This window comes from Levilactobacillus namurensis (assembly GCF_032197885.1).
GTDB lineage: Bacteria > Bacillota > Bacilli > Lactobacillales > Lactobacillaceae > Levilactobacillus > Levilactobacillus namurensis_A.
On sequence record NZ_CP134159.1, the window covers coordinates 556,127 to 581,127 of the forward strand.

Below are 25,001 nucleotides of genomic sequence, written 5' to 3' on the forward strand. Positions count from 1 at the left end.
ATTCGGAATTTGTTTAACAAGTGGTCGCTTAGTCGTTGTAGGCGTTTTGTAAAGCAGCCTTGTCTTGGGAATCAATCGTAGCGTACCGTTCGGAGGCGTACATGACGCTGCTTTCGGACTTGGAGTGGCTCAGGCCTAAGGCGTGGCCAATTTCGTGGGTCGCAACGTTAGCGCGTTGCTTCTTGGTGTAGTTGTACTTGGTCAACAACTTCTTGTTTAAAGTGGACTTGGCGGAAACGATTTCGTTATCGCCACTCTTTTGGTAGTAGGAGTAGTTGGTGTAACCGGCTAAGTCGGAACCTTGAGACTTCAAGGACTTGGAAGAAGTCAAGGTGATGTCAGCTTTTTGGCTGCCCTTGGCTGGGACTAATTCGACAACGTCTTGCTTGTTCCAGTTCTTAACGGCTTGCTTCCAGATGCTTTGGTAGTACTTGGAGTTCACGTCGCACTTGTAAGTGATGGTCGTGGACTTCCAGCTCCCCCAAGAAGGCGTCTTGGCTAAGGAAGCGGCTTTGATGGATCCGGTGAAACCCGTTAACGTTAAGGCAACCGTGGCAGCGACAATCGCGATGTTTTTGATCAACTTGTTAAACATAATTTATATCCCACTTTCTGTAAAATCCCGAATGTTTCTTTTTTCGTTATTGCTTATCCCTTTGAACACCATTAGTATGCCTTGAATCTAATCAGCTGTGGTGCAACATATTTGAAGGTATGGACAATTTTAAGGGGACAGTTTTTCACTTATGGGTATAAACGACTTTTTTGACCCCAAAAGTGGCCGAAAAATGGGACAGAATGGCGTTTCTGGCTAGAGGTGAAAAGTCGATTGTGTATGATACATTCGTCTGACGGAAATGATTCATAGTGATAATAGCTGGGCCGCAGTGGCGAATTATAAATTGAACGGTCGATAAATCAAACCTGAAAATGGAATGAAAGTGTCACGAACGTTAACCCCTTGTTTGAATTTAAAGTACGTATTCGTTCAGGGGCGTAGTCGTTTAGGGGTATCGCGGTTAAGTGAAAAAGGCGCCAATATAGGATGTGATTTTGAAGTGGGGGTAAAAATCCAGTCGGAAAATGTGTACGCGTGGGGCGTTGGAAATCTCTAAAACGAAGGAATCAGGTGGCGGAATTTGGCCGTCCTCAATGAGGGGGCTGAATCAGAAAACCGATTGAAAACTTGTCGGGGCGGGCTACCGAGTTGGCGCAACTGGCGACGGGGGGCCAGCGGGAAAAGTGTTCGGAAAAAGGAACTCGGTCGGTGGCGAAAAAAAGCGCCCGGGCCGATATGGTCGAGGGGATGGTTAAATCGTGGAATGAAAAGCTCAGCTGGTAGGCGATTTTTTCACAAACTGAGTGGCTAAAGTTGGTAATCAGGCGATTAATCAAAGCTGATCTTTGTTCAAAAAACAGTTAAAATCCGGGTGGTCTAACCAATTTTGACAAAGTGCCACCTTTTACCGCCGACTTTAAAATGAAAACTTTTCACCTGGAAGGTGGTATTTTTGCCCCCGTGACGGTTCGCCAGCTGAACCGCACAGTGGGGTGATGGTTCAGCTGGATTAAGTGGGGGGCGTGACTGGAAGTCCACGGTAGCGACGACCTGCGGATTAGTGTAAAATTAAGAACTGTTAAAGGGCCTTACGCCCAGTTAAAGGTTGTGGCACAAGCCGGTCTGTCCAAGGGATTCTTTGGTAGAATAGGCTTAAACACCGAGAATAATTGCTCGGCAATGATCGCTGCGAAGGAGAAACGCACTATGAAAATTTTAGTTGTCGACGACGATAAAGAAATCGCACAATTACTTGAAATCTACATTAAAAACGAAGGATACGAACCCCTGACTGCGTACAACGGGAAGGAAGCCCTGACCAAGCTCCACACCACGCCAGATATTGCGTTAATGATTCTGGACGTGATGATGCCCGAAATGAGCGGCATCGAAGTCATCAAGGAAGTTCGTAAAGACTCCCAGATTCCAATCCTGATCCTGTCGGCCAAGACGGGCGACATGGATAAGATTCAAGGGTTGATTACCGGGGCGGACGACTACGTGACGAAGCCGTTCAACCCGCTAGAAGTCATGGCGCGGGTCAAGTCCCTGTTGCGGCGGAGCCAAGACCAAGTGACCGATGATAGTCCGGACATCTTGGACATTGGCACGCTGACCATTAACAAGGACTCACACGAGGTCAAGACCATTACCGGCAAGACCGTCTCCTTGACGGCGCTGGAGTTTGGCATCTTGTATTTGCTGGCGAGTCACCCCAACCGGGTCTTCTCGGCGGACGAGATCTTCGAACGGGTCTGGCGCCAAGAGAGTATCGTGTCGGCCAAGACCGTCATGGTCCACGTGAGTCATTTGCGCGATAAGATTGAAGAAGCCACGAACGGCGAGAAGGTCATTCAGACGGTCTGGGGCGTGGGGTACAAGATTGAATCCCACTAGTCCGACCAGCATGAAGCTGACCACCCGGGAGAAAAGCGCCTTATTTATGGAAGGCGTGGTTACGGTGATCTTGCTCCTCATGCTGAACTTGGCCTTGTTGGTGTTGATCGTTCAGGCAATCGAGAGCAACCCCGGACTCCGCGATGGGATCTTCATCATTAAACGCTCCGTGGTGTTAGGTCCCCACCACTATCAATTGTGGAGTTGGGAGAATCTCTTCATTAGTCTGATGATGGTCGCCGACGCGATGGTGGTCTGGTGGCGCCTGATTCGCCGCTACCGGCAGATGCAACTGCACCACATCATTGAGGAACTGCATTACATTGCCAATGGTCACTTCGACCACCGGATTCCGTTCCGCATTAGTGGGGACGTGCAACGGGTCGTGGACTCGGTCAACGCTTTGGTCGACTCGGTCATCCACTCGATGGATGAAGAACGGGCCATTGAGAAGTCGAAGGATGAGCTGATCACCAACGTCAGCCACGATATCCGGACACCATTGACCTCGATCATCGGGTACCTGGGCTTGATCGAAGACCAGCAGTACCATTCACAAGATGATTTGCTCAAGTACACCCACACGGCCTTTTTGAAGTCGAAACAAATGAAGTCGTTGGTCGACGACCTCTTCGAATACACCAAGGTGCGGCAGACCGATACACCGTTGAGCCTGACCAGAATCGACCTGGGGGCCATGCTGGAACAATTGGCGGCCAGCTTCGAACTGGAAGCCCAGAAGAAGGGGATGGCCATCAGTGCCACCGACGATTCGGCCGACCCACTGATGATGGAAGCCGACCCCGAGAAGCTGGTCCGGGTCTTCAACAATCTGGTTGCCAACGCCCTGAAGTACGGGGATGGCGGGAAGCAGATTACCCTGGCGGCTCAGCGCGTGAGTCCCGGCGAGTTGGAAGTCCGGGTCTCAAACGACGGTCCCAAGATTCCTAAGGCCTCGTTGGCGTTGATCTTCGAACGGTTTTACCGGGTCGAAGAGTCGCGCTCCAAAGAGACTGGTGGGACGGGGCTAGGCTTGGCCATTGCCCAGAGTATCGTCGCGTTACACGGCGGATACATCTACGTGGAATCGGACGATACGCTGACCAGCTTCGTGATCCATCTACCCGTTCAGCACGACCATCCGTTGACCGTGCCGCAACGCTTGAAGACGGGTAGCGTGCCGAGTTAAGGACTGTTGAATAATTGAAGCATTAACCATACCGCGGGCTTCGGCCGGCGATTACATAAGACAGGAGAACTGAATTTCTATGAAACGTTTGCGTAAATTTGTTGTCGGGCTGGTCGCAGCCCTGATGGTCACTACCGGAACCCTAGGCGGGAGTTTGACGTTGCCGACGGTAGCCTATGCGGCCACCACTAGCACCACCCAGACGGTGAATCTGAAGGCCGAGGCCGGGATTGCCGTCGACGCCAAGACGGGTCAGATCTTGTACGAAAAGAACGGGAGTCAGGCCTTGCCGGTAGCGTCCATGACCAAGTTGCTCTCCATCTACCTGGTCTTAGACGCCATCCACAACGGGAAGCTGAAGTGGGACCAAAAGATTACGATCAGCAAGCCTATCGCTAAGATCGCCAAGAATACCAACCTCTCGAACGTGCCGCTGCGTGAAGGCCACAGCTACACGGTCAAGGCTCTCTACCAGGCCTCGTTGATCTACTCCGCTAACGGGGCGATTGAGGCCTTGGGTAGCGCCGTTGCGGGGTCACCGCATGCGTTTGTGACCCAGATGCGGGCGCAGGCTAAGAAGCTGGGGATGACCGACGCGAAGATCTATAACGCGTGTGGCCTGACCAATAAGCAGGTGGGCGACCTGGGCTACGCGAACGTATCCGGAAAAGCGGAGAATGCGTGGTCCGCAGAAGACCAAGCCAAATTGTCCGTGGCCCTGCTGACCAAGTACCCCGAAGTCCTGCAGACCACTAAGATTACCAAGATGTGGTTCCAGAAGGGCACCCAAGACGCCACTAAGATGGAGAATTGGAACTGGATGCTCAAAGGCCTGTCCGCTTCCTATTCGAAGCTTCACGTGGATGGCTTGAAGACGGGGACGTCGGATGCCGCCGGGGCGAACTTTACCGGGACTTCTGACCATGGCGGCAACCGGATCATTACGGTGGTCCTACACGCCGCGCACAAGTCCGAGACCGACCCATCACGGTTCCAACAGACCCAAAAGATGATGTCGTACGTCTACAACAATTTCAAGACGGTGACTTACCAGGCAGGCAGCCAATTAGCTGGTGCTAAGACGGTCACTACGCACGACGCCAAGGAAAAAACGGCCAAGACGGCTTTGGCGAAGGACCTGAAGTTGTGGATTCGTAACGACCAGGTTGCCAGCAACGCAACGGCTAAGGTTCAACTGAAAAAGAACTTGAGCCAGAAGGGTGCGCTGGAGGCACCGGTGAAGCAGAACCAACAGATTGGGACGGCCAACGTTTCCCTGAAGGGGGATCAGTTAGGCTTCCTGGGGAACACCAAGACGGTCAAGGTGCCCTTAAAGACCACGCAAGCCGTGGAAAAGGCCAACGTCTTCGTGCGGCTTTGGCGGTCAATCGTCGCCTTATTCTAATAGTTAAAAGTTATCATCAAAATGGTGACCATCGGCGAATAGCTGGTGGTCACCATTTTTTGTGGGTAAAGTTGGCGGTCACTTGATTAATATCAAGTTTAAGTTGGTTGCCAGATGGTACGCTATCAGCAGTTCTTAAATCAGCAGTCGCTTTTAGAGGGAATAGAAGAACCTTATCCCCGGATAAGCCCGTCTACTGGAAAAAGAATTTAGGAATTTATAACGGACTGAATTAGGCGGTTAATCATTGATATGACGGCAACTTTCCAAACTGAAAGATTGTCGATGGCCTGTTGTATTTTTGACAAGTCAAGTATTATTGTGCGAGAATATTTTCTAATATTAGCCGAGTATGTGCTTTTTTAAGGATATTTTGAGGATAAAGGGAGTTGGAAGTTTTGAACATGGTAAAAGGCGAATGGAAATACATTCGTCATAATCGGTTGATTTTAATCTCCGTGTTGGCGATTATGTTTATTCCGTTCCTCTACAGCATCTTCTTTCTACGGTCGGTTTGGGATCCTTACGGCGAGACCAGCGAATTGCCGGTCGCCGTGGTCAACCAAGATAAGGCAGTGACTTATCAAGGTCAGACCTTAAACGTGGGGAACCAGACGATTAAGAATTTGAAGAAAAATGACCAGTTAGGCTGGCATTTTGTCTCCGCGAACCAAGCGGCACAGGGATTGAAGGACCACAAGTACTACACGGTCATCACGATTCCTAAGAACTTTTCGAAGAACGCCGCGACGGCCCTGGACAGTCATCCTAAGAAGATGACGTTCACCTACAAGACCAACGCTTCCGCGAACTACATCGCCAAAGTCATGAGTGATGTTGGGGCGGACAAGCTGAAGAGTGAAATCAGCGCGAAGGTCACCAAGGCCTACGCTCAAGCCACTTTCGACCAGATCTACAAGGTCGGTAAGGGGATGAACAAGGCCGCCAAGGGGTCGACCCAGTTGAAGGACGGGACCGTGACCTTGACCGACGGCTTGAACACCTACACCACGGGTGTTAAGACTCTAAACAATGGGTTACAACAGATGAAGACTTCCGTGACGCCACTCGCCACGGGAATCCAGAAGCTATCGACCGGGGCGGACACGTTGAAGTCCGGCTTAGGCCAATACACCGCCGCCGTGGGCCAATACACGTCCGGTGTTGGCCAGTATACCAGTGGGGTGAACCAATACACCGCTGGGGTCGGTCAGTACACTAATGGCGTTAACACCTTCACCAGTGGCGTTAGTCAACTGGGTGCGGGGATGCCTAAGTTATTAGCGGGAGCTTCGCAATTGAACTCCGGGGCGCAGAACCTGAACCAAGGCGTCTACAAGTACGTTGATGGGGTCTACACCTTGAATAATGGGGTTCAAAAGCTAGGTGGAACGAATACGGATTCTCTGACTAGTGGCGTTTCCAAGTTGTACACGGGAAGCAACACGTTGAACTCAGGGCTGTCTCAATTAAGCGGCCAATCCAAGACGTTATCCAACGGGGCCACGTCGCTGTCGAGTCAGGCCGACCAACTGTCCAGTAGCCTGAGCCAATTGGGTGCGGCGGCTGATCAGATTTCAGCTAGTATTGGTCAGAGCCAGACTAGTTTGGCCAATACCGTGAAGAGCTTGCAAGGGGCCATTACGGAAGCGCAGAGTGGCGCTAACGACTTGGCAAGTAACGCCAAAAAGTTACAAGAACTGACTGGAAACAGTACGGCTAGTCAGTCACAGTCTTCAACCAGTTCCAACACCGCCGCAGTTACGGCTGCGAAGCAGGAAGCCAAGAGCGCCGCAAGTCAAGTGGCCTCGACTGCCAGTGCGGTGAAGGCTGCAGCCGCTAAGGAAGACAACCAAAAGGAAGTCAGCGCCTTAGCAGGACAATTGGCCCAAGAAGCCAACACAGCGGCTCAAAAGGCGGATGCTATTCCTACGCCAACCACGGGGAATTCGACGGCAACCAGTTCGTCAGCAGCCAAAGATGCAGCCATTAATCAATACGCTGCGGGCTTAGCTTCCGGTAGTCAAAAGTTGGCGACTGGCTTAGGCCAATTGAACCAACAGGTGGCGACTGCGATGTCCGGTACCGCTGGTCAATTAGCGCAAATTACCTTGTTTGCCCAAAAAGTTTCAGCATTGAACGCGGCGGTCAACGCCACGAACGGTGGTACAAGCTTGAAGGACGGAGTTAACCAGTTAACGTCCGGCGTTACCCAATATACGTCTGGGGTGGATCAAGCCTTCGCTGGATCAACCGCGTTGAATAACGGGTTAGGAAGCTTGAACAGTCAGATGCCAGCGTTGCAAAATGGCATCTCACAAATCGTCAACGGAACGGCACAGTTAGCGAAGAACGGGAAGGCCTTAACGGCTGGCTCCAGTCAATTAGCTAACGGAACCGGGACCCTAAACGGCGGTCTGCAGACGGCCGCAAACGGGGTTAACCAGTTGACTGCCAACACGGGTAAACTGACCGCTGCTGGTAACAAGTTGAACGCCAGCACGGGGCAACTCTCCACTGCCGGCAACAAACTGAACAGTGCCTCTGGTCAACTCAACAGTGCTTCCGGTCAATTGACCAGTGGGGCCGGCCAGTTGAGCAGTGGGTTACAGACCTTGAACAGCAAGGTGCCAACCTTGACCAGTGGGGTCAACCAATTAGCCGATGGTTCCGCTAAGCTGGATGCGAATAGCAACAAGCTGATGCAGGGGACCAACAAGTTGAAGGACGGGAGTGGCCAATTAGCCAGCTCCTTGAAGGCTGGTGCCGACCAGATCAACAGTCAACCGTTGACTGACCGGACGGCCGCCATGTTCGCCGCCCCAACTAAGCTGAAGCACGAAAACTACAGTTACGTGCCGAACTACGGGCACGCCTTAGCACCTTACGTGTTATCCGTGGCTCTGTACGTGGGGGCGTTGGTCTTCAACTTTGCCTTCCCAATCCGGAAGGTCTCCATGGCCGGGGGCTCCGTTGCCGGATGGTACTGGAGCAAGTTGTCCATCGGGGCCGTTGAAGCCTTTGCGATGGCCGTGATTGAACCGTCATTGATGATGCTGGGCGGGTTGACCGTGACGCATCCTCTGCAACTGATCATCTTGTCGATCGCGTTCTCGGAAGCGTCGATGTTCATTGTGATGTTCCTGTCGATGCTCTTGGACAACCCAGGTCGGTTCATCGCGATGGTCCTGTTGATGCTACAGTTAGGGGGTTCCGGTGGGACCTTCCCAATGGAAGTCACCAACCACTTCTACAACGTCGTGCACCCATTCTTGCCGATGACGTACTCGATTCTCGGGTTCCGGCAAGCCATTACCGATGGGATGGGTAGTGGCGTTGAGTGGCAAGCCGTCGGGGTCTTAGCCCTCTTCGCCTTCATCAGCATGGCATTACTTTACCCAACCATGCGGTGGTTACAGAAGAAGCACCTGATGGGCGTGTCCCAATTAGATGACAATCAAAAATTACAAGCCGTGGAAGATCCGACCAGTAAGCGTCATTCCTAAGCGGTAAAAGAATCGGTCCTCAAGAGGGTAACCTCCTGGGGGCCGATTTTGTGGTTATTACGCGATTTCCGGCCGGATAGCAAGTAACCGGGGAATTAGCCGAGCGTTGGGCGAGAAACGCTGTCAGCCGATATGACGGGGACTGGTTGCGATTGAAAGGGGACGGCTGAACCGGGGAAAGGTGAACCGGAATTTTAAACCGGATTCGTCAGGTAAAGAAATGGTGAAAAGCCCTCAAAACTTTTCACAAGAGATGGCGTGGTGACCGGGTTTAGTGGGGATGGGGCTTGATAAATGTTCGGGTAACTGTATGAAAATCTTGTGAAACATGGTAGAATATCAGCGTGCGGTTTTATAACGTATTTCATAATTCAAAGTATTCGACGGAGGCAAACATTCTTGAATAAACGAAGGCCAAACCCCAAACAAGTGCCAGATCCTAACGAACCACTATGGCGGTCGACACTCCGGGTAGCCATGCCCCTAAACTTAAGTTACGTTCCGATTGGGCTGGCTTGTGGGATTTTGCTACACGCGGCAGGCTTTAATACTTTATTGACGGGATTAGTGTCACTCCTAATTTTTTCTGGAGGGGCGCAATTCCTGATTGCCACGATGTTGACAATTAATTCTCCCTTACTTTCAATTGTCTTGATGCTGTTTTTCTTAGAGTTACGATATGCCTTATTGAGTTCGAGCCTATCCCCCTACCTCAAAGGGCAGTCTAACCGATTCCTGTTTTTCTTTGCAATTTCGCTAAACGATGAAAATTACGCCATCAACTACCTTAAGTTCGCGACCGATAAGAAGTGGACGGGGAAAGAAGCGTTGATGGTCGAGCACTACTCATTGCTGTTCTGGGCAATCAGTAACGTGGTGGGGAGTTTGATTGGAAGTGCCCTGAAGATTGATCTGGGCATTGTCAACTTTGCATTAACTGCGCTGTTCCTGTACATGATCGTGATGCAGATCAAGAACCGCCTGACGCTTCTGATTTGTATCGTGGCGGGGCTACTAGCAGCCGTCTGCATGATGATCATCAAGAGCACGCTGGGCTTAGTGATCTCAACGATCATTGCGTCATTGATTGGCTTCGCACTGGAAGCGACTTTGCGGAAATACGTGCCGGATAGCCACTGGTTCTGGAAACTACGGAGCCCGGGAGCGAAGAAGTCAGCTGTTGAAACGTCGGATGGAAAATAAGGATGCAGGGAGAAGTTTATGAGTACAGTTAATACTTGGACCACGACACAACATTTTTGGCTGGTTATTCTGGGCTTTTGCGTGGCGTTCGTGCCGCGGTTCCTGCCACTGATGCTGTTTACCAAGCGGGAGATTCCCGAGTGGTTCAACGAATGGATGAAATATGTGCCGGTATCGCTGTTTACGGCGCTGGTGGTGAAGGACATCTTCATCGACAGTGCGACCTACCAAGTGATGTTTACGCAGATTCCGGAAATGCTTGCCTCGATCATCGTCATCATCGTGGCCTACCGGACGCGGTCCATGGCACTCTCGGTGATTATCGGCTTACTAGGAGTCTTTCTCCTGTCATTAGCCATTCACGTCTAAAATGTAAAACGTTAAAACAATCATGAGTGAAGTCGCAGCGCAGAGCTGGGGCTTTTTTTGTAAGCCAGGGAACGATTGAGGAGCCATCTGGTAACGCGGGCTCCGGGAAGCTTAACCGAAAACAACGCGTCTAAAGCGTCCCACCAGAGAAGGGGAACGCTTTAGACGCGTTGTTCGTAATGATCATCAGTTAGAAGGTCACGTGGTTGGTCAGAGGCAAGACCACGCTGTAGACCAGTAAGGCCACCAGCAAGGGCAGGCTGAACCGGCGAAGACTGCTCAGCAGTGACGTGCCCCAGTTGATCAGGTAGCCCTTTTGGTTCTGGCCCCAATCGTTGTGCTGGATGGTCTCGCTGGTCAGCACGATAGCGATGTACAGCAGACTACAGAAGGCCAGGATGAAGACCAAGTAGAGCAGGATGACCAGAATTTGGCCCTGGAGCAGGACGCTGACGAACTGTGAAATGGCCACGATGCCCATGGTCAGACTCAGGAAGGTCAGTAAGGTGACTGGCCAGCGCATGGGCAGGGTCGAGAAGACCAAGAACAAGACGATGATTCGTAAGCCCATTAATAAGGCGGCTAAGAAGCCGTTGAGGGTGAAGGGGTGGAGCGTGATGGTGTTGGGGGTGACCACGTGGGACAAGGTCAGGGTCAGCAGAATAATGGCTAAAACGACGCACCAACCGGTGAGAATCCGGGTGGTGAAGCGGGAAATATACAGTTTTGGCATATGGGTGAAGCTCCTTTGACTAGAGTGGCCCGTGATCGGGCTAAATGATAGGGATTGCGTGTCAGGAACCATCTTATCATATTAGGAGGGGTCTTGAAACGCTTTCTCCGGAACTGGGTGGCTCGGCACCAGAGCGGTGGGTCCCAGTGCACGATTCACCGGCAGGCCGGTGGTTTCTGAGTTAGACCTAGTCCCGCTAGCAGGTCAAGCGATGCTCGGACCAGGTTGGGTGGACAAAACGTTCAGCGACCACAGCAAAAAGGCTCTCAACTGTCCGGGTGATCAATCCGGACGGTGAGGACCTTTATCGTGACGGGCCGATCCGCGGTCGGCGCGCCAATTGATTTAATCTGTGACTTTATCCGTGTCAGCGTACATGTAGTCCCGCGTCATAGGAAGCATTCGGGCGGAAGGCCCCTTCGAGATCAAATACTGAATCACGTCAATATTACCAGATTTGAAGGAGGCAGCGCAAGCCTGGAGATACAGGTCCCACATCCGCACGAACTTCTCATCGAACATCTGAGCGACTTCATCGCGGTGAGCGTTGAAGTTCTGGTCCCAGATCTCAACGGTCTTTTGGTAGTGGCGACGCAGGGGTTCCATGTCATCGATCTGTAAGCCGTTCTCGATGATGTGGGTGGTGTTTTCCACCAGTCCAGGAACGTAGCCACCAGGGAAAATCCACTTGTTCAACCAACCGTTGTTGGCACCGCCCTGTTGCCGCGTGATCCCGTGAATCAAGGCGACCCCGTCGTTCATCAGGTACTTTTGAACGCAGTTGAAGTATTCGCCTAGGTTCTCGGCACCCACGTGTTCGAACATCCCAACGGACGTAATGTAGTCCCATTGTTCATTGCCTAATTCCCGGTAGTCTTCCAACCGGACTTCGGCAACGTCCTGTAAGCCTTCATCTTGGATACGTTGGTTTACGTAGTCGTATTGTTCTTGGCTCAGGGTAATTCCCGTCACGTGCAAGCCGTATTCCTTAGCGGCCGTCAGCATCAACGTGCCCCAACCACAACCGATGTCCAAGAGGGTCTTACCCGGTTGCGGGTTCAACTTCTTGATGATGTGGTGAACCTTGTTGACCTGAGCCGTTTCAAGGTCGTCTTCAGGCGACTCGAAGTAGGCACAGGAGTAAGTCATGGTGTCGTCTAACCAGAGTTGATAGAAGTTGTTTCCAATATCATAGTGGTTTTGGACGTCCGTCTTGCTTTCTTTTTCGGTATGCTTCTGTTTAGGTAAGAAGTGAATGTACTTCTTGTTATGGAAGAAACTGTCGGCGTTTTCGTAAGCCGAAGTCAGTAAGTCTTCGATACTGCCATCGATTTCGATGGTGCCGTCCATGATGGCTTCCCCCAGCGCGATGGATGCGTTGCGGGAGATTTCCTTGACGGGAATCGCCTGGTGGATGGTGATGGTGTTGGCAGGAGTGCCGGTCCCATAAACATCGCTAGTGCCGTCCCAGTAGTTGACGCGAACGGGGATGTTAAAGGTGTGGCTTAGAAACGTTTTGTAAAAAGTTTTTTCAAGCATGTCAGCGGTCCTCTCTCTGGTTTTCGCAGTTTCCGGTAAAGGAAACAGAATTACTCTGCCATTATACGCTTATCGGCCTAGGGGTGTAAGGGAAGACTCTTGATGTAACCGCTATCTATGGCGGTTAGTTTGTAAAAATATCAGTTTTTCCCGTGAGCATGGTATAATGAAACCACAATAACCAGCGGAGGTCTTTTACTGTGAAAAAATGGGTATGGGTCGTGGCAACCATCGTGGTGGCACTGTTGATTGGCGGCTACGCTTATTCCAATCATCATGCGACAGCCAAGGAATATGATGCGGCCATGACTAACGGGCGAACAGCCTTACAAGCAAAAAATTACACGCAAGCGGAGACGTACTTCCAGAATGCGCTGAAACGAAAACTCAATGATCCTAAAGCTCAGACTTACCTGTTGCAGACGCAACGGTTCGTGGCGGGGGAAAACGCGTTAACGGCACGGAAGTTCGCGAACGCCCAAAACCGTTATCAGAAGGTCCAAGACACTAAGGACGGGTCGAGCGTGTTGCGGCAACGGGCGAAGAAGCGCTTGACGCAGGTCAAGGGCATCCGGGCCAACGTGGCGCAATTCAAGGCCATCTTGAAGCAGGCTCAGGCTCAAAACCAGGCGCTGGATTACGGCAAGTCGAACAGTACGTTGGATCAGCTCTTCACCAATAAGCAGTTCCAAGAAAGCTACTACAAGAACCTGTACACGCAAGCTCTGGCATTACGGAAAGCCAACAACGCCAGTCAATCGGCGGCTTCCAGTACGACCACAACCAGTGATTCGGCGGCAACCAGCAGTAGCCGTGACACCACGAGTGATTCACAACAGCAGAACAGTAGTAGTGCGGCTCTGACCTCGTCCGAATCTAAGGCGGCTAAGAACTACCAGGGGTCCAACGAGTACACGGTCACTAAGAAACAAAAGGAACTGAACGGCAAAGTCATTACGGCGGCGCAGATCAGTTCGGCCCGGCAGACCATTAACGCTGCTGGGGGGCAAGCGGATGCCATGAGTGACCAAGATGTTCGGGTCGCCATGCAACAAGCCCATAAGAAGGGAATCTCATTGACGAAGTACACCCAGACTTATTTGAAGTAAGCACGAAGCCATTGGTCCGTCACGGACTAGTGGCTTTTTTCTTGAGGTTCGTAAGGTTAACTGCCAAACGTATCGTGCCTTTTTTAACAATTAGTTTTGTTGTTTTGCGAACAAAAAGTTAACCGGAACATTGATTTGGCGGGCAATGCAGGCGCTTAGTCCCCCGAATAACGGGCGAGTCATTATTCACCCTAGATTGGTAAGGGTGGTTTACTATAGTACTAGGTCCACAGAGCCAATTACACTTAAAGGGGGGTAAGGTGATGTGGCGCCGCTTAGCCGGTTCGTGACGATCTTGGGGGATCAAGCGGACCCACTGAACCACTGTTGGTTGAGGGTCAGGTTAAGTTGGGTGTTTGACATCACCAGGTATTATGATTATCAACAAGCACATTATGCGGACGACGAACGAAAAACAGGTCTTACAGCAAATTGTGAACGAAGGTCCCATCTCGCGGAGTCAGATTTCACGGAACCTGAGCTTGAACAAGGTGACGGTCTCGGATATTTATAGTGAGCTCTTGCACGAAGGGTTAATTCGAGAAGTCGGCCACGGGGTCAGCACGCGTAACGGTGGTCGGAAGCCCGTCATGGCGTTACTGAACGTGGATTACGGGTACGTCTTGAGTATCAATATCCTCCGGCAACGGTTTACCATCTTGACTTGTCAGTTAGATGGGAAGTCCCACGATTACGCCAGTGTTTCCACGAAGAACGTGGATATGACCACGGTGTTAGACATGATCGAAGACCGGATTAACCAAGTGATCGAACAGCACGAGAACAAGTTGCTGGGCTTGGCATTCGGGCTGGACGGCATGATCTACGATAATCAGATTCTGGATGCGGGCTTAAAGGGGTTGAAGAACTTCGACCTGGCCAAGTACTTTGGCGATAAGTTCAACATTCCGGTCGTATTGGAAAACATTGTGAACCAGTCGGCCATCTTCGAACGGGACTTCTCCGGCGAAGGGGTCTACCAGGACTTGGTCGCCGTGACGATTCGGGACCAAGTCAGTGCCGGCATTATCACCAACGGGCACCTTTACCGGGGGCACCGGGGTGAAGCGGGCGTGATCGGCAAGTGTCCGTTAGCCGACCGGTACCAAGAAGAAGCCAACGAGACCGTAAACCACTACGTTTCTGAAACGGCGGTTTTGAAGCAGATCATGGCTTGCCAGCAACTGAACCGGGTCGACGTGAACCGGATTCGGCGGGATTACCTGGGGCACGACCAGAAGCTCTTACAGATTCTGGACGAATTCTCCTACTACCTGGCCAAAGTCTTGGGGAACATCTCCAGCAGCTTTGCGCCGGACGCGATTCTCCTGAACGCGCCGATCCTGGAACTCCTGCCAGAGTTGATGGATGACGTGCGGAGCTACGTTGATAAGTTGGCGATTCCGCGGAAGGCGCCGTTACTCCTGACCAAGAACGCGAAGGAAGCGTCCTTGATGGGTGGGGCTTCCGCCGTGATCCACAAGGTCTTAGGCCTAGACGACTTACAGTTGACCTTTAGTAATCAACGAGATGTGGTTTTGGAACAACTGGAATCTTAATCAAAACGATTAGTGAGGCAGTTACCGTGGGGTGGCTGCCTTTTTGCGTGGTCGTGCGTGGCTCCCCGGGTCAGTTTAGCGGTGGAATTGGTCGTACAGACTGGTCGGGGGTGGGAAATTCTTAGGAAATTAAGGGGGATGCGGTATAATAAACTTACTATGTAACCGGGGAGGTTCTAGCGTGACTTTATGGCAACGTTTCATCGATAACGTACGGCTGCGGCGCTTTGTGGTGCTGGCCTTGTTGATCTTCGTTCTGTGGCTGGTCCGCAGCGAGATGAACATGATCCTGCTGACGTTTATTTTTACTTTTATGGTCTTGAAGATCGTTCACTTCGTGCGGCGGCACGTCAAGATTCCCGCACAACTGATTGTGATTCTGACCTACGTGCTGGTCTTAGGAGGCCTGTATTGGGCGGTCACCACCTACCTCCCGCAAATCGTGACGTCGTCGGTTCACGGCATCGAGAACCTGTACCGTTTCTACCAGAATCCCGACAACGACACTAGTCAGATTGCCCAGTGGATCACCAACTACATCAGTACGTCCGACCTAATCGGGCAGGTGCAGAATAGCGCTAAGGTGGTCTTGAACTACCTGTCAACGATTGGATCCTTTGGGGTCACGCTGTTCATGTCGATGATCCTGAGCTTCTTCTTCACTATTGAAGATAAGCAGATGGCGGCGTTCTCCAAGCGCTTCTTGACCAGTACCTACAGCTGGTTCTTCCAGGACATTAAGTTCTTCGCGGACAAGTTCGTGAACACCTTTGGGGTGGTCCTGGAGGCCCAACTCTTCATCGCGCTCTGCAACACCGCGATTACTACCGTGGTCCTGGCCATCATGCAGATGCCACAGTTGCCGACGCTGGCCATCATGATCTTCGTCTTGAGCTTGGTTCCCGTAGCCGGGGTCATCGTGTCGATCATTCCACTGGCCATGCTGGGGTATTCAGTGGGTGGTTACCGCTACATCATCTATATTCTGGTTATGATTGTAGTGGTCCACACTTTGGAAGCCTACGTATTGAACCCCAAGTTCATGGCGAGTCGGACAGAATTGCCGATCTTCTACACCTTCGTGGTCCTGCTGGCCGGAGAACAACTCTTCGGCGTCTGGGGCCTGATCGTGGGGGTCCCCATTTTCACGTTCTTCCTGGACATCTTGGGTGTCCGGCCGGTCCACGGCCTGCACCCCGGGGTGGATGTCGATAAGTTACGCCAATACGGCCGAGAACATATTTCTCACCGGAACCCGGATGGCTCGGAGCCACACAGCCATTCGAAGGACCATTCTGAAAAATAATTAGGTAAAACGCTTGGACAGTGATGACCGCAAGGCTTAGCTGACCAGGCGTTTTTGTTTACCAGTTGACAGGGGATTCCAGACCCACTATAGTGTTGATAACTCAATAAGCATTCCTTTAATTCTATCGTCCCGTGAGGCGAGTAAGGTATCGGCGCAAGCCCACTATTTTCGTCTGTCACGGGAAGAGTGGGCATTTTTTGTCGGCGGAATTGGGGGGATGGGGTGAAGACAGAGGAGGAAATTGACGTGGCAGAGAAACATGATTATCGGAATCCCGAGGCGGTCCTGGACGTGTACGAACGACCAGCGATGCCGGGATGGATCTTTCTATCGTTACAGCACTTATTCTCAATGTTTGGGTCCACGGTGCTGGTCCCATTATTGGTGGGGTTGAACCCCAGCATCGCCCTGTTTAGTTCCGGGGTGGGGACCCTGTTACATATCTTGATTACCAAGGGTCGGATTCCGGCCTACATGAGTTCCAGTTTTTCGTTCATCGTCCCCAGCATTGCCCTGATGAAGGCGGCCGGGTACGCCGGGGTGGCTCAAGGGACCATTGCGGTTGGTCTGGTGTACCTGCTAGTGGCGACCTTGGTCGGGCTCTTTGGGTCTGACTGGATCGATAAGGCCTTACCGCCAATCGTAGTGGGTCCCGTGGTGGTGGTCATCGGGATGTCAGTGGCCGGTAGTGCGGCGACCAACGCGATGATGAACCACGGCCATTATGATTTGAAATACTTCGGGATCGCCATGTTTACGCTGTTCTTAACGGTGCTGTTCAATATGTACCTCAAGGGATTCTGGAGCAACATCGCCATCTTGTTGGGCATCGTGGCCGGGTACGTCTTGTCTATGGCGCTAGGCATCGTGGACTTCTCGAAGGTCGCCAGCACGCCGTGGTTGGAACTGCCCGCGTTTGAGTTTCCCTTCGTCAGCTACCAACCTAAGCAGATCTACTGGGACGCCATCCTGAGTTTTGCGCCAATCGCGTTCGTGACCATGGCGGAGCACCTGGGACACATCATGGTGCTGGATGAATTGACTCACCGCGACTTCTTCAAGAATCCAGGCCTGCACCGGACGTTAGCCGGTGACGGGACAGCGTCGATCTTCGCCGGCCTGGTCGGTGGGGTGCCGATTACCTCGTACGGGGAAAACATCGGGGTCATGGCCGTCAACAAGATTTTCAGTGTCTACGTGATTATCGGTGCGGCGGTCTTTGCGGCGCTGTTCGGCTTCGTCGGGAAGCTGAGTGCGTTGATCCAAACGGTGCCCGGGCCCGTGATTGGGGGCATCAGCTTCGTGCTCTTCGGGGTCATCGCGGCCAGTGGGTTACGAATCCTGGTTGAGAACAAGGTGGACTTTAACCTGAAGCGCAACCTGATGATTGGGTCCGTGATCCTGGTCATCGGAATCGGGAACGCCTACCTGCAGATCGGCACGTTCCAGTTCACGGGAATCGGAGTCGCCACGGTGGTTGGAATCTTGTTGAACCTGATTCTGCCGCAACAGGCCCGTTCGGAAGAAACGAAAAAGATTGCTTAATTGAATTCGGGGCAAGTGCGTCTGGTCAAGTGATTTGGCCAGGCGTTTTTGAGTTGTCTTAATGACTGAACCAAGCCACCGGTGGTTATGCGGCAACATTACCCTAACTTGTCATTTGGACGTTAAAATTTAAACCCACTCAGACCGTCACCCATATAGTAGATATAGTGATTAAAGGGGAGGTGTGAACGCGATTCTAGCGATTGCTTAATTGAGAGACAAGCGATTGAGGGGGAGAATGTTTCATGGAAAAGGCTTTAAGGAAGCGTTTGGCGGTGACGGCCACGACCGCTGCGGCCGTCTGTGTTTTAGGCTTACCCGTGGTGGGGCAAGCGGCAGCGGTCTCGGTCACCGGTCTACAGAATAGTGATGCGACCGTCACGGATACGACGGGGAAGTCCGTATCCGGTGACTTTAGCGGCTGGGAGAACTATCAGGTCAATTACCACTGGTCCCTCGCAACGGGGACACTGGTGGCCAACGGGGATACGGCCACGGTCACGTTGCCCAACGGCTTGACGGCGGATAGTACCCTAAATCTTCCATTGAAGGACCAGACGGGGCAGACGATTGGGACGTTTACCATTCAGGGAGGCGCCACCACGGGAACCATCACCTTTAACGGGCAATCAACCACGGATAGCACGCTAGCGGGGACGCTGGCCGTGTACAGCCGGGGTACCAGTAAGGTTATGGATACGCAGAATAATTGGACCATTAATAAGATTGGGTGGATTGCCAATTCTGCAACGGACGGGCAGCCAACGTTGCTGACCTGGAACGTGGCCTTTAACGCCGCCAGCAAGCCGTTAGGGGATGTCACGATCACCGACGACTTGGGCTCGAACCAGACGTATGTCCCTGGTAGTGTGATTGCCACGGAGGGGGCCTACGACAGTACCGGAGCCTTTGTGGGCAATGGACAACAGATTACCCCCGTGGTGACTAAAAATGGGAACCAGTTGACGTTCCTCTTTCAAAACGTCGATACGGCGGTCAACATGACCTATAACGCAACGCCAACCGTCACGGGTACCGGTCAGGTCTGGGCAAACACCTCGGCCATTTCCGGTGGTGCCACGGGAAACGTCTCGGCACAGGTCGCCTGGGGCGGAACGGGATCTGCGAATGAAACCGCGGCCGCGTCTAGTAGCACCAGTGACCCGCAACCAACGGATCCGGTAACCAGTTCCAGCTCCAGTACCCAGGACCCGACGACGTATCCAGCTAGCAGTTCGAGTACCACGACCAAGCCAGCTGATCCAGCCACGTCGTCGAGTGCCACAACCAGCGCCTCGAGTAGTGCGGCGACGGATCCAGTGACTAAGCCGACGACGGGTACTAGCAGTGCGGATAGTACCACGACCAAGCCAACCACGGACCCGAGCACCACGACCACGAAGCCGACCGACCCGACTAGCAGTTCCTCGAGTAGTGCGGCGTCTAGCCAGGCCACGGACCCGGCAACCAGTTCGTCCAGCAGTTCTACGACCAGTCAGTCTGCCGATCCCGTGACTAGCGCCTCGAGTAGTTCTGCGACGGCCCAGCCTGCGGACCCCGCAGCCAGTTCGTCGAGTAGCGCGACTAGTCCTCAGGACCCCGCGGCTAGTTCTTCAAGTGCTAGCCAGGCCACAGACCCCACGACTGATCCGACGACACCTGCAACCGCTAGCTCTGCGGATCCCGCAACCAGTTCGTCGAGTAGTGCGGTGACCGCCCCAACCATGGACCCTGCAAGTGACCCAACGGACCCCGTTGATCCGGTAGAAACGCCAGCGACCGGTCAAGCAACGACTGATCCGACTGACCCGGCGACGGATCCCGTGATTAAGCCTAAGGCCAACGCCCACACCAGTGGGATGCCCGTGACCATCACGCCGGAGCTTCGGCTGGCAACGTCCAGTTCGGTAACCCAGCGTCCTGCGGTGTCTGGCACGCCAATCCTAGCGCACCGGGCAGGTACGCCAACGGCTGCGACCAAGTCCACTAACGATGCAGATTCGCGGCCAAACGCGACGGTTGCCACGGTTACGTCGGCGGCCCAACGGCGTAGTGTCCCGGCTAAGCAAGCCGCGGCCGTTACGCCGCGAGTTGCCACGCCGCAACCAACCAGTGACCGATTACCCCAGACGAATGAACACCAGTCAAGTCTGGGAACCTTGGTTGGTCTAGCCTTTATGGCGGGGCTGGGCTTCTGGATCTGGAAGCGTCGGTTCTAAGTTGTGATTTATGAAATGACCCCTGGTTCAGCATGACCTGACGGTGAGTTGACGTATATGGACAGGCCCCGGTCCCCCAACCGGGGCCTTTTGGCTGTGGTGAAAAAATTCCGGCGTTTGCAACCCTTTAGAGACTAATCTAATTAGTTGCGGGGCACGACTGGCACTACCAGGGGGTGGTGGAATGGCGAATTCACCATTCCACCGTTTCCCGGCCTATCATGAACGTGAAATCAGGAGGACAAGCGTTAGAATCCTTGCTTTCAGACATTGTGACACGGCGTATTTATTTGGAAGGTGATCGATGAACGGGACATAACGAATTTAATCATGAGTCAAAGGAGGAGTAATGATGCATAAGTTTGTTTATGCACTATTTATAGGATTAGCAACGATTCTATTTGGGGTCACCCTGACTGCTCCGGTGACGACACACGCGGCGGAGATTCAGGTTGCTGGGTTGAAGCTGCCGATGCCATTATCAAGGATGAAAATGGGCAGGTCGTCACGAATAGTACATCGTTTGATAAGTACCAAGATTACACGGTTAATTATAATTGGTCGATTCCTAACGGCGTCAAAGTCGCGGGGAACACCTCCACTGTGACGGTCCCATCCGGCTTGGAACCAAGTTCGGATATCGCGTTTGACATCAAGGATGCCAACGGCGTCACGGTCGGGACCTTCGCCATTAAGGCGGGGTCGTCGACGGGGACCATCACGTATAATCAAGCCGCGGATAGTGCGTCTAACCGGACGGGGTCGTTATCCTTCCACGCGAAGGGGACTAGTGATAACAACAATACCGGAAGCGGTTGGACCATCAATAAGATCGGATGGATTTCCGGTCAAGACAGTAAGGGGACGCCCACGCAGTTAACTTGGAACGTGGCGTTTAACTCTAAGAGTGCGGCGATTGGGAACGCCACAATCACCGATACCTTAGGGCCCAACCAAACGTTTATTCCGGATAGCGTGTACGCCGCAACCGGTGATTATGACGCCAACGGGAACTTCATTCCGGATGGTGGCACGATCGCACCAACGGTCAGAGTTAATGGGTCGACCATCACCTTTAGCTTTACGAATGTGAATAAAGCGGTCGACATGTACTACAAGACCACGCCACAACTGGTCAATAATGATGGTAAGTGGACCAACACCGCGACCTCGTCGAACGGTGGTACGGTCAGTGCGACTTTCTCTTGGGGCGGTAGTGGTACTGGCAGTGGTAGCGCGTTAGGCACCGCTGTGTTGAACAAGACGGCGCCGGACGGTACCAAGTTGGCCGGTGCGGTCTACAAGTTAGTCGACAGTACGGGCGACGTGATCATTCCGGAACTGACCACCAATGAAAATGGTCAGATTACCATAAATGATCTCAATCCGGGAACTTACTCTTTGGTTGAAGTCGCGGCACCAGCGGGCTACATGGTCAACACGATGCCCCACGACTTCACCATTGTGGCTGGCGATACCACGCCAGTGACGGTGAGTGCTGTGGATGACAAGGATACCGACTTAGGTGGCGGCGGGAGCTTAGACCAAGGTTCCGTGACCGTTACCAAGACGGGCGCTAACGGTGTGGCTTTGCCGGGAGCGGTCTTCGAGTTGAAGGACGCTACGGGCACGGTCATCAAGGACGGCTTGACCACGGATAACGAGGGTCACCTGTATATTCCGGGTCTGGCCGCTGGCACCTACACGTTAGTGGAAACGCAAGCGCCAGAAGGCTATGAATTGAACCCAACGCCAACTGAGTTTACGATTCCGACAACGGGCGGGAACCAAAACGTCACCGTGACGGATCAGCCAACGTCAACGGCACCAGGAACCACGACGCCAACGACGCCAGAAGAACCTGGGACTACGACGCCAACGACGCCAGAAGAACCTGGGACTACCACGCCGGAGCAACCGGGAACCACCACGCCAACTGAACCAACGAACCCGGCTACACCAGAAGAACCAGGGACCACGACGCCAACGAATCCGGTAACGCCGGAGGAACCTGGGACCACTGCACCAGGGACCACCACGCCGACGAATCCAGTAACGCCGGAGCAGCCAGGAACCACGACGCCAACGAATCCAGCAGCGCCTGAAGAACCAGGAACCACGGTACCAACGACGCCTGTAACGCCTGGAGAACCGGGGACCACGGCTCCAACGACACCGGTTACGCCAAGTCAACCAGGAACGACGCCGACCGCACCGGTTGCGCCAACCACGCCAACGGTACCTGGGACCACGCCGGAGACGCCAACGACGCCTAGTGCACCGGGAACTACCACGCCAACCGTGCCTGGGACCACGCCGAATACGCCAGGGATGGCGCCATCCGGTCAAGGTAGTGCGGACAATGGTACGGGAAGTGCTACAGCTCCCGCAACGTCTGGTCAAGGGACGACGACCCCCGCAACAACGGATCGGTTGCCCCAGACGAGTGATCAGCCGGCCCCAATTGCAGTTGTGATTGGCCTGTTGATGCTGGTTGGATTAGGCGGATTTGCCTGGTTCCGCAAGACTGAGAAGTAAATGAAAACGCTTGACTGGCAACGGTCGAGCGTTTTTTGCTGTCTGAGTGACCGAACATTGTGAAAAATGTGAATATAGCTGAAATTTTTAGGGAGATGGTGTAGAATAACAAGGTATTCTACGAAAGAAAGAGGTCTAAGGAATGGCAAAATTAGTACTGATTCGCCACGGCCAAAGTGAATGGAACCTTTCAAACCAATTCACTGGCTGGGTTGACGTTGACTTGAGTGAAAAGGGTGTTGAAGAAGCAAAGGCTGCTGGTAAGAAGATCAAGGAAGCCGGCTTGGAATTCGACTACGCTTACACTTCAGTCCTGAAGCGGGCTATCAAGACGTTACACTACGTTTTGGAAGAATCCGATCAACTTTGGATTCCAGAAGTTAAGACGTGGCGTTTGAACGAACGGCACTATGGCGCATTACAAGGCTTAAACAAGAAGGAAACCGCTGAAAAGTATGGGGACGACCAAGTTCACATCTGGCGGCGTTCTTACGATGTTTTGCCACCACTTCTGAGTGCTGATGACGAAGGTTCCGCTGTGAACGACCGTCGTTACGCTGACTTGGATCCAAACATCGTCCCTGGTGGGGAAAACTTGAAGGTCACTCTGGAACGGGTTATGCCTTTCTGGGAAGACCAAATCGCACCTAAGTTACTGGATGGCAAGAACGTTGTGATTGCGGCCCACGGTAACTCCTTACGTGCTTTAAGCAAGTACATCGAACGGATCTCTGATGACGACATCATGAATCTGGAAATGGCTACTGGTGAACCAGTGGTTTACGACTTCGATGACAAGTTAAACATGACGAACAAGACTAAGTTGGGTAAGTAATTGCCTGACTGGTTGTGGCCGACCTGGCTTGCTGGGTCGGCTTTTTTTGTGGGGAAATGACACCAGTGGACAATAATTGATCACTTCTTGTCGTTGGATTTGAGTTGTTTGGAACTATTCGAAGGAGGGCTTTTTTCGTCATACTTAAAGTGAAAATTTAGAAAATATTGGAGAGGTATAATCCTCTCTGATATTTTTTTGTATTATTATTTGAAATATATGGATATGACATAACTATGAAATAGTTGGGGGAACCTATGTTTGCTTAATGCCTTTTTATGCTAAAATAAGACATGAAGTATCTATTATCTAGTATAGGGGGGGCGGTTTAATGACCAGACTTTTGATTACTGAGAGTGACGGAAATATTTTACGAGCGAGTAATTTTCTGAGAAATTCTGAAGAGTTGCAGGATATTTACACGCTTATTATTAACAACAAACGTGTAGCCGACGATATAACAATTACATCCGAGCAGAGACATAAGATTCAAGTAAGACTCAACGAATGGATAAGAATATCATTAGGTGAGTGGCGTATTGATTATACACGATCTCCTCATGAATTAACTCAGGATGATAGAAAAAAAGAGTCATTTCGATGCGAATTCTGTGGTAAAAAATTATCAGCAATTTTGTACTATGTTGTTAATCAAGAAAACGAAAAAATTATTACTGTAGGATCGGAGTGTGTTAAAAAATTAGAAAATCCAGAGTTTATGGGAAGTGCACACTTTAACAAGACGGCAGGGGAACTAAATAGGTATGAACGGCTGGTTAAGTCTCATCCTGAAGCAGATATGGTTATTAGAAACGGAAGTAAGTGGGCGGAGGAAAGACAATTTGTTATTCCTCGACGATTAAGTAATAGGTTTACTATGGCATACAAAAATAGTAAACGAGCCATTAGCCGTTATACACATACAGGTAGTTATACTGGAAAAGCAGCAGAATTGTCACAATGGTTAGCGAAGTACCGGAAATCTCAAAAAAGAATTAATGAGTTTGAGAGTATGGCTAATGTGCATCCAGAATTTTATTTGAGTCGTGACACTATTCGGAATGAAGAAAGATTAGATTTACAAAACACTAAAGAGATCATTAGTGCGGTTATGAATGACGGGGGTATTCTGCAGACAAATGTTGCCAGCCAAATACAGAATTTTTCTTATTTGAGATTAGTAGCGAAAGTTTATTCTGAGAATCCTGAGTTAGGTATGTTTCATATTATGGCCAATGATAACGGAAGCTTCTATTTGACTTTTGAGCTTGGTGAGAATAGGTATGGGTTTTATTCCCCATCGGCTACTATAATCGAAAATCTTGGGTTTCCAGAACTGAATAAAAATATACCGACTGTCAAGGAACTAACACATAACATAGGAAATTTATTATCTCCAGATTCTGATACTATTGTTCTTTTATCTAGTATTGCTGAGAAATTAGTGAGAGCGTAAAATATCTTGTGTAAATGCATAAAAGATTTCTG

17 protein-coding genes are annotated in these 25,001 nt (G+C 51.7%); 14 read left to right on the top strand and 3 right to left on the bottom strand.

Annotation, left to right across the window (positions count from 1 at the left end; translation table 11 throughout):
* Positions 1 to 28: 28 nt before the first annotated feature.
* The gene (locus tag RIN67_RS02435) at positions 29 to 595 is read right to left on the bottom strand and encodes a matrixin family metalloprotease (RefSeq protein WP_264999984.1); all 567 of its coding nucleotides are present in this window, start codon (positions 593 to 595) and stop codon (positions 29 to 31) included.
* A gap of 1,170 nt (positions 596 to 1,765) precedes the next feature.
* Here RIN67_RS02435 and croR point away from each other — a divergent pair.
* The 6 genes from croR (at position 1,766) to RIN67_RS02465 (ending at position 10,127) form a co-directional block, all read left to right on the top strand.
* Entirely contained in the window at positions 1,766 to 2,455 is a 690-nt protein-coding gene (croR, locus tag RIN67_RS02440) for a response regulator transcription factor CroR (protein WP_024747244.1), read from the top strand.
* A 10-nt stretch (positions 2,456 to 2,465) separates the two neighbouring features.
* Positions 2,466 to 3,644: a sensor histidine kinase gene (locus RIN67_RS02445; RefSeq protein ID WP_024747245.1), complete on the top strand. Its 1,179-nt coding sequence runs from the start codon at positions 2,466 to 2,468 to the stop codon at positions 3,642 to 3,644.
* A gap of 79 nt (positions 3,645 to 3,723) precedes the next feature.
* Positions 3,724 to 5,049, top strand: coding sequence for a D-alanyl-D-alanine carboxypeptidase family protein (locus tag RIN67_RS02450; RefSeq protein WP_264999983.1), 1,326 nt, complete (start codon positions 3,724 to 3,726; stop codon positions 5,047 to 5,049).
* Positions 5,050 to 5,453: 404 nt separating this feature from the next.
* Positions 5,454 to 8,555 (top strand): YhgE/Pip domain-containing protein, encoded by a 3,102-nt coding sequence (locus RIN67_RS02455; RefSeq protein ID WP_264999982.1) that lies wholly within the window; start codon positions 5,454 to 5,456, stop codon positions 8,553 to 8,555.
* Positions 8,556 to 9,032: 477 nt separating this feature from the next.
* Positions 9,033 to 9,758 carry an AzlC family ABC transporter permease gene (locus tag RIN67_RS02460; RefSeq protein WP_191980462.1) on the top strand — a complete coding sequence of 242 codons (726 nt, stop codon included), beginning with the start codon at positions 9,033 to 9,035 and terminating at the stop codon, positions 9,756 to 9,758.
* 18 nt (positions 9,759 to 9,776) lie between these two features.
* Positions 9,777 to 10,127, top strand: a complete 351-nt coding sequence (locus RIN67_RS02465; protein ID WP_024747249.1) for an AzlD domain-containing protein — start codon at positions 9,777 to 9,779, stop codon at positions 10,125 to 10,127.
* Positions 10,128 to 10,317: 190 nt separating this feature from the next.
* On the opposite strand, the gene RIN67_RS02470 is transcribed toward RIN67_RS02465, so the two are convergent.
* Together RIN67_RS02470 and RIN67_RS02475 are read right to left on the bottom strand one after the other, a co-directional pair.
* Positions 10,318 to 10,860: a hypothetical protein gene (locus tag RIN67_RS02470; RefSeq protein ID WP_024747250.1), complete on the bottom strand. Its 543-nt coding sequence runs from the start codon at positions 10,858 to 10,860 to the stop codon at positions 10,318 to 10,320.
* A gap of 345 nt (positions 10,861 to 11,205) precedes the next feature.
* Complete coding sequence (locus tag RIN67_RS02475) at positions 11,206 to 12,399, bottom strand: class I SAM-dependent methyltransferase (RefSeq protein WP_107740203.1); 1,194 nt, start codon at positions 12,397 to 12,399, stop codon at positions 11,206 to 11,208.
* A 200-nt stretch (positions 12,400 to 12,599) separates the two neighbouring features.
* On the opposite strand from RIN67_RS02475, the gene RIN67_RS02480 reads away from it, so the two are divergent.
* The 8 genes from RIN67_RS02480 to RIN67_RS02515 all read left to right on the top strand — a co-directional run bounded on the left by RIN67_RS02480 (position 12,600) and on the right by RIN67_RS02515 (position 24,969).
* Positions 12,600 to 13,508 (top strand): hypothetical protein, encoded by a 909-nt coding sequence (locus RIN67_RS02480; RefSeq protein ID WP_264999981.1) that lies wholly within the window; start codon positions 12,600 to 12,602, stop codon positions 13,506 to 13,508.
* 356 nt (positions 13,509 to 13,864) lie between these two features.
* Positions 13,865 to 15,067 carry an ROK family protein gene (locus RIN67_RS02485; RefSeq protein ID WP_264999980.1) on the top strand — a complete coding sequence of 401 codons (1,203 nt, stop codon included), beginning with the start codon at positions 13,865 to 13,867 and terminating at the stop codon, positions 15,065 to 15,067.
* 181 nt (positions 15,068 to 15,248) lie between these two features.
* Entirely contained in the window at positions 15,249 to 16,373 is a 1,125-nt protein-coding gene (locus tag RIN67_RS02490) for an AI-2E family transporter (protein ID WP_264999979.1), read from the top strand.
* A gap of 312 nt (positions 16,374 to 16,685) precedes the next feature.
* Positions 16,686 to 17,921: a solute carrier family 23 protein gene (locus RIN67_RS02495; RefSeq protein WP_051413276.1), complete on the top strand. Its 1,236-nt coding sequence runs from the start codon at positions 16,686 to 16,688 to the stop codon at positions 17,919 to 17,921.
* 245 nt (positions 17,922 to 18,166) lie between these two features.
* Entirely contained in the window at positions 18,167 to 20,140 is a 1,974-nt protein-coding gene (locus RIN67_RS02500; RefSeq protein ID WP_313826055.1) for a collagen binding domain-containing protein, read from the top strand.
* 564 nt (positions 20,141 to 20,704) lie between these two features.
* Positions 20,705 to 22,678 (top strand): SpaA isopeptide-forming pilin-related protein, encoded by a 1,974-nt coding sequence (locus tag RIN67_RS02505; RefSeq protein WP_313872947.1) that lies wholly within the window; start codon positions 20,705 to 20,707, stop codon positions 22,676 to 22,678.
* 142 nt (positions 22,679 to 22,820) lie between these two features.
* Complete coding sequence (locus RIN67_RS02510) at positions 22,821 to 23,513, top strand: 2,3-diphosphoglycerate-dependent phosphoglycerate mutase (RefSeq protein ID WP_024747258.1); 693 nt, start codon at positions 22,821 to 22,823, stop codon at positions 23,511 to 23,513.
* A gap of 331 nt (positions 23,514 to 23,844) precedes the next feature.
* Complete coding sequence (locus tag RIN67_RS02515; protein ID WP_313826054.1) at positions 23,845 to 24,969, top strand: hypothetical protein; 1,125 nt, start codon at positions 23,845 to 23,847, stop codon at positions 24,967 to 24,969.
* Positions 24,970 to 25,001 lie beyond the last annotated feature (32 nt).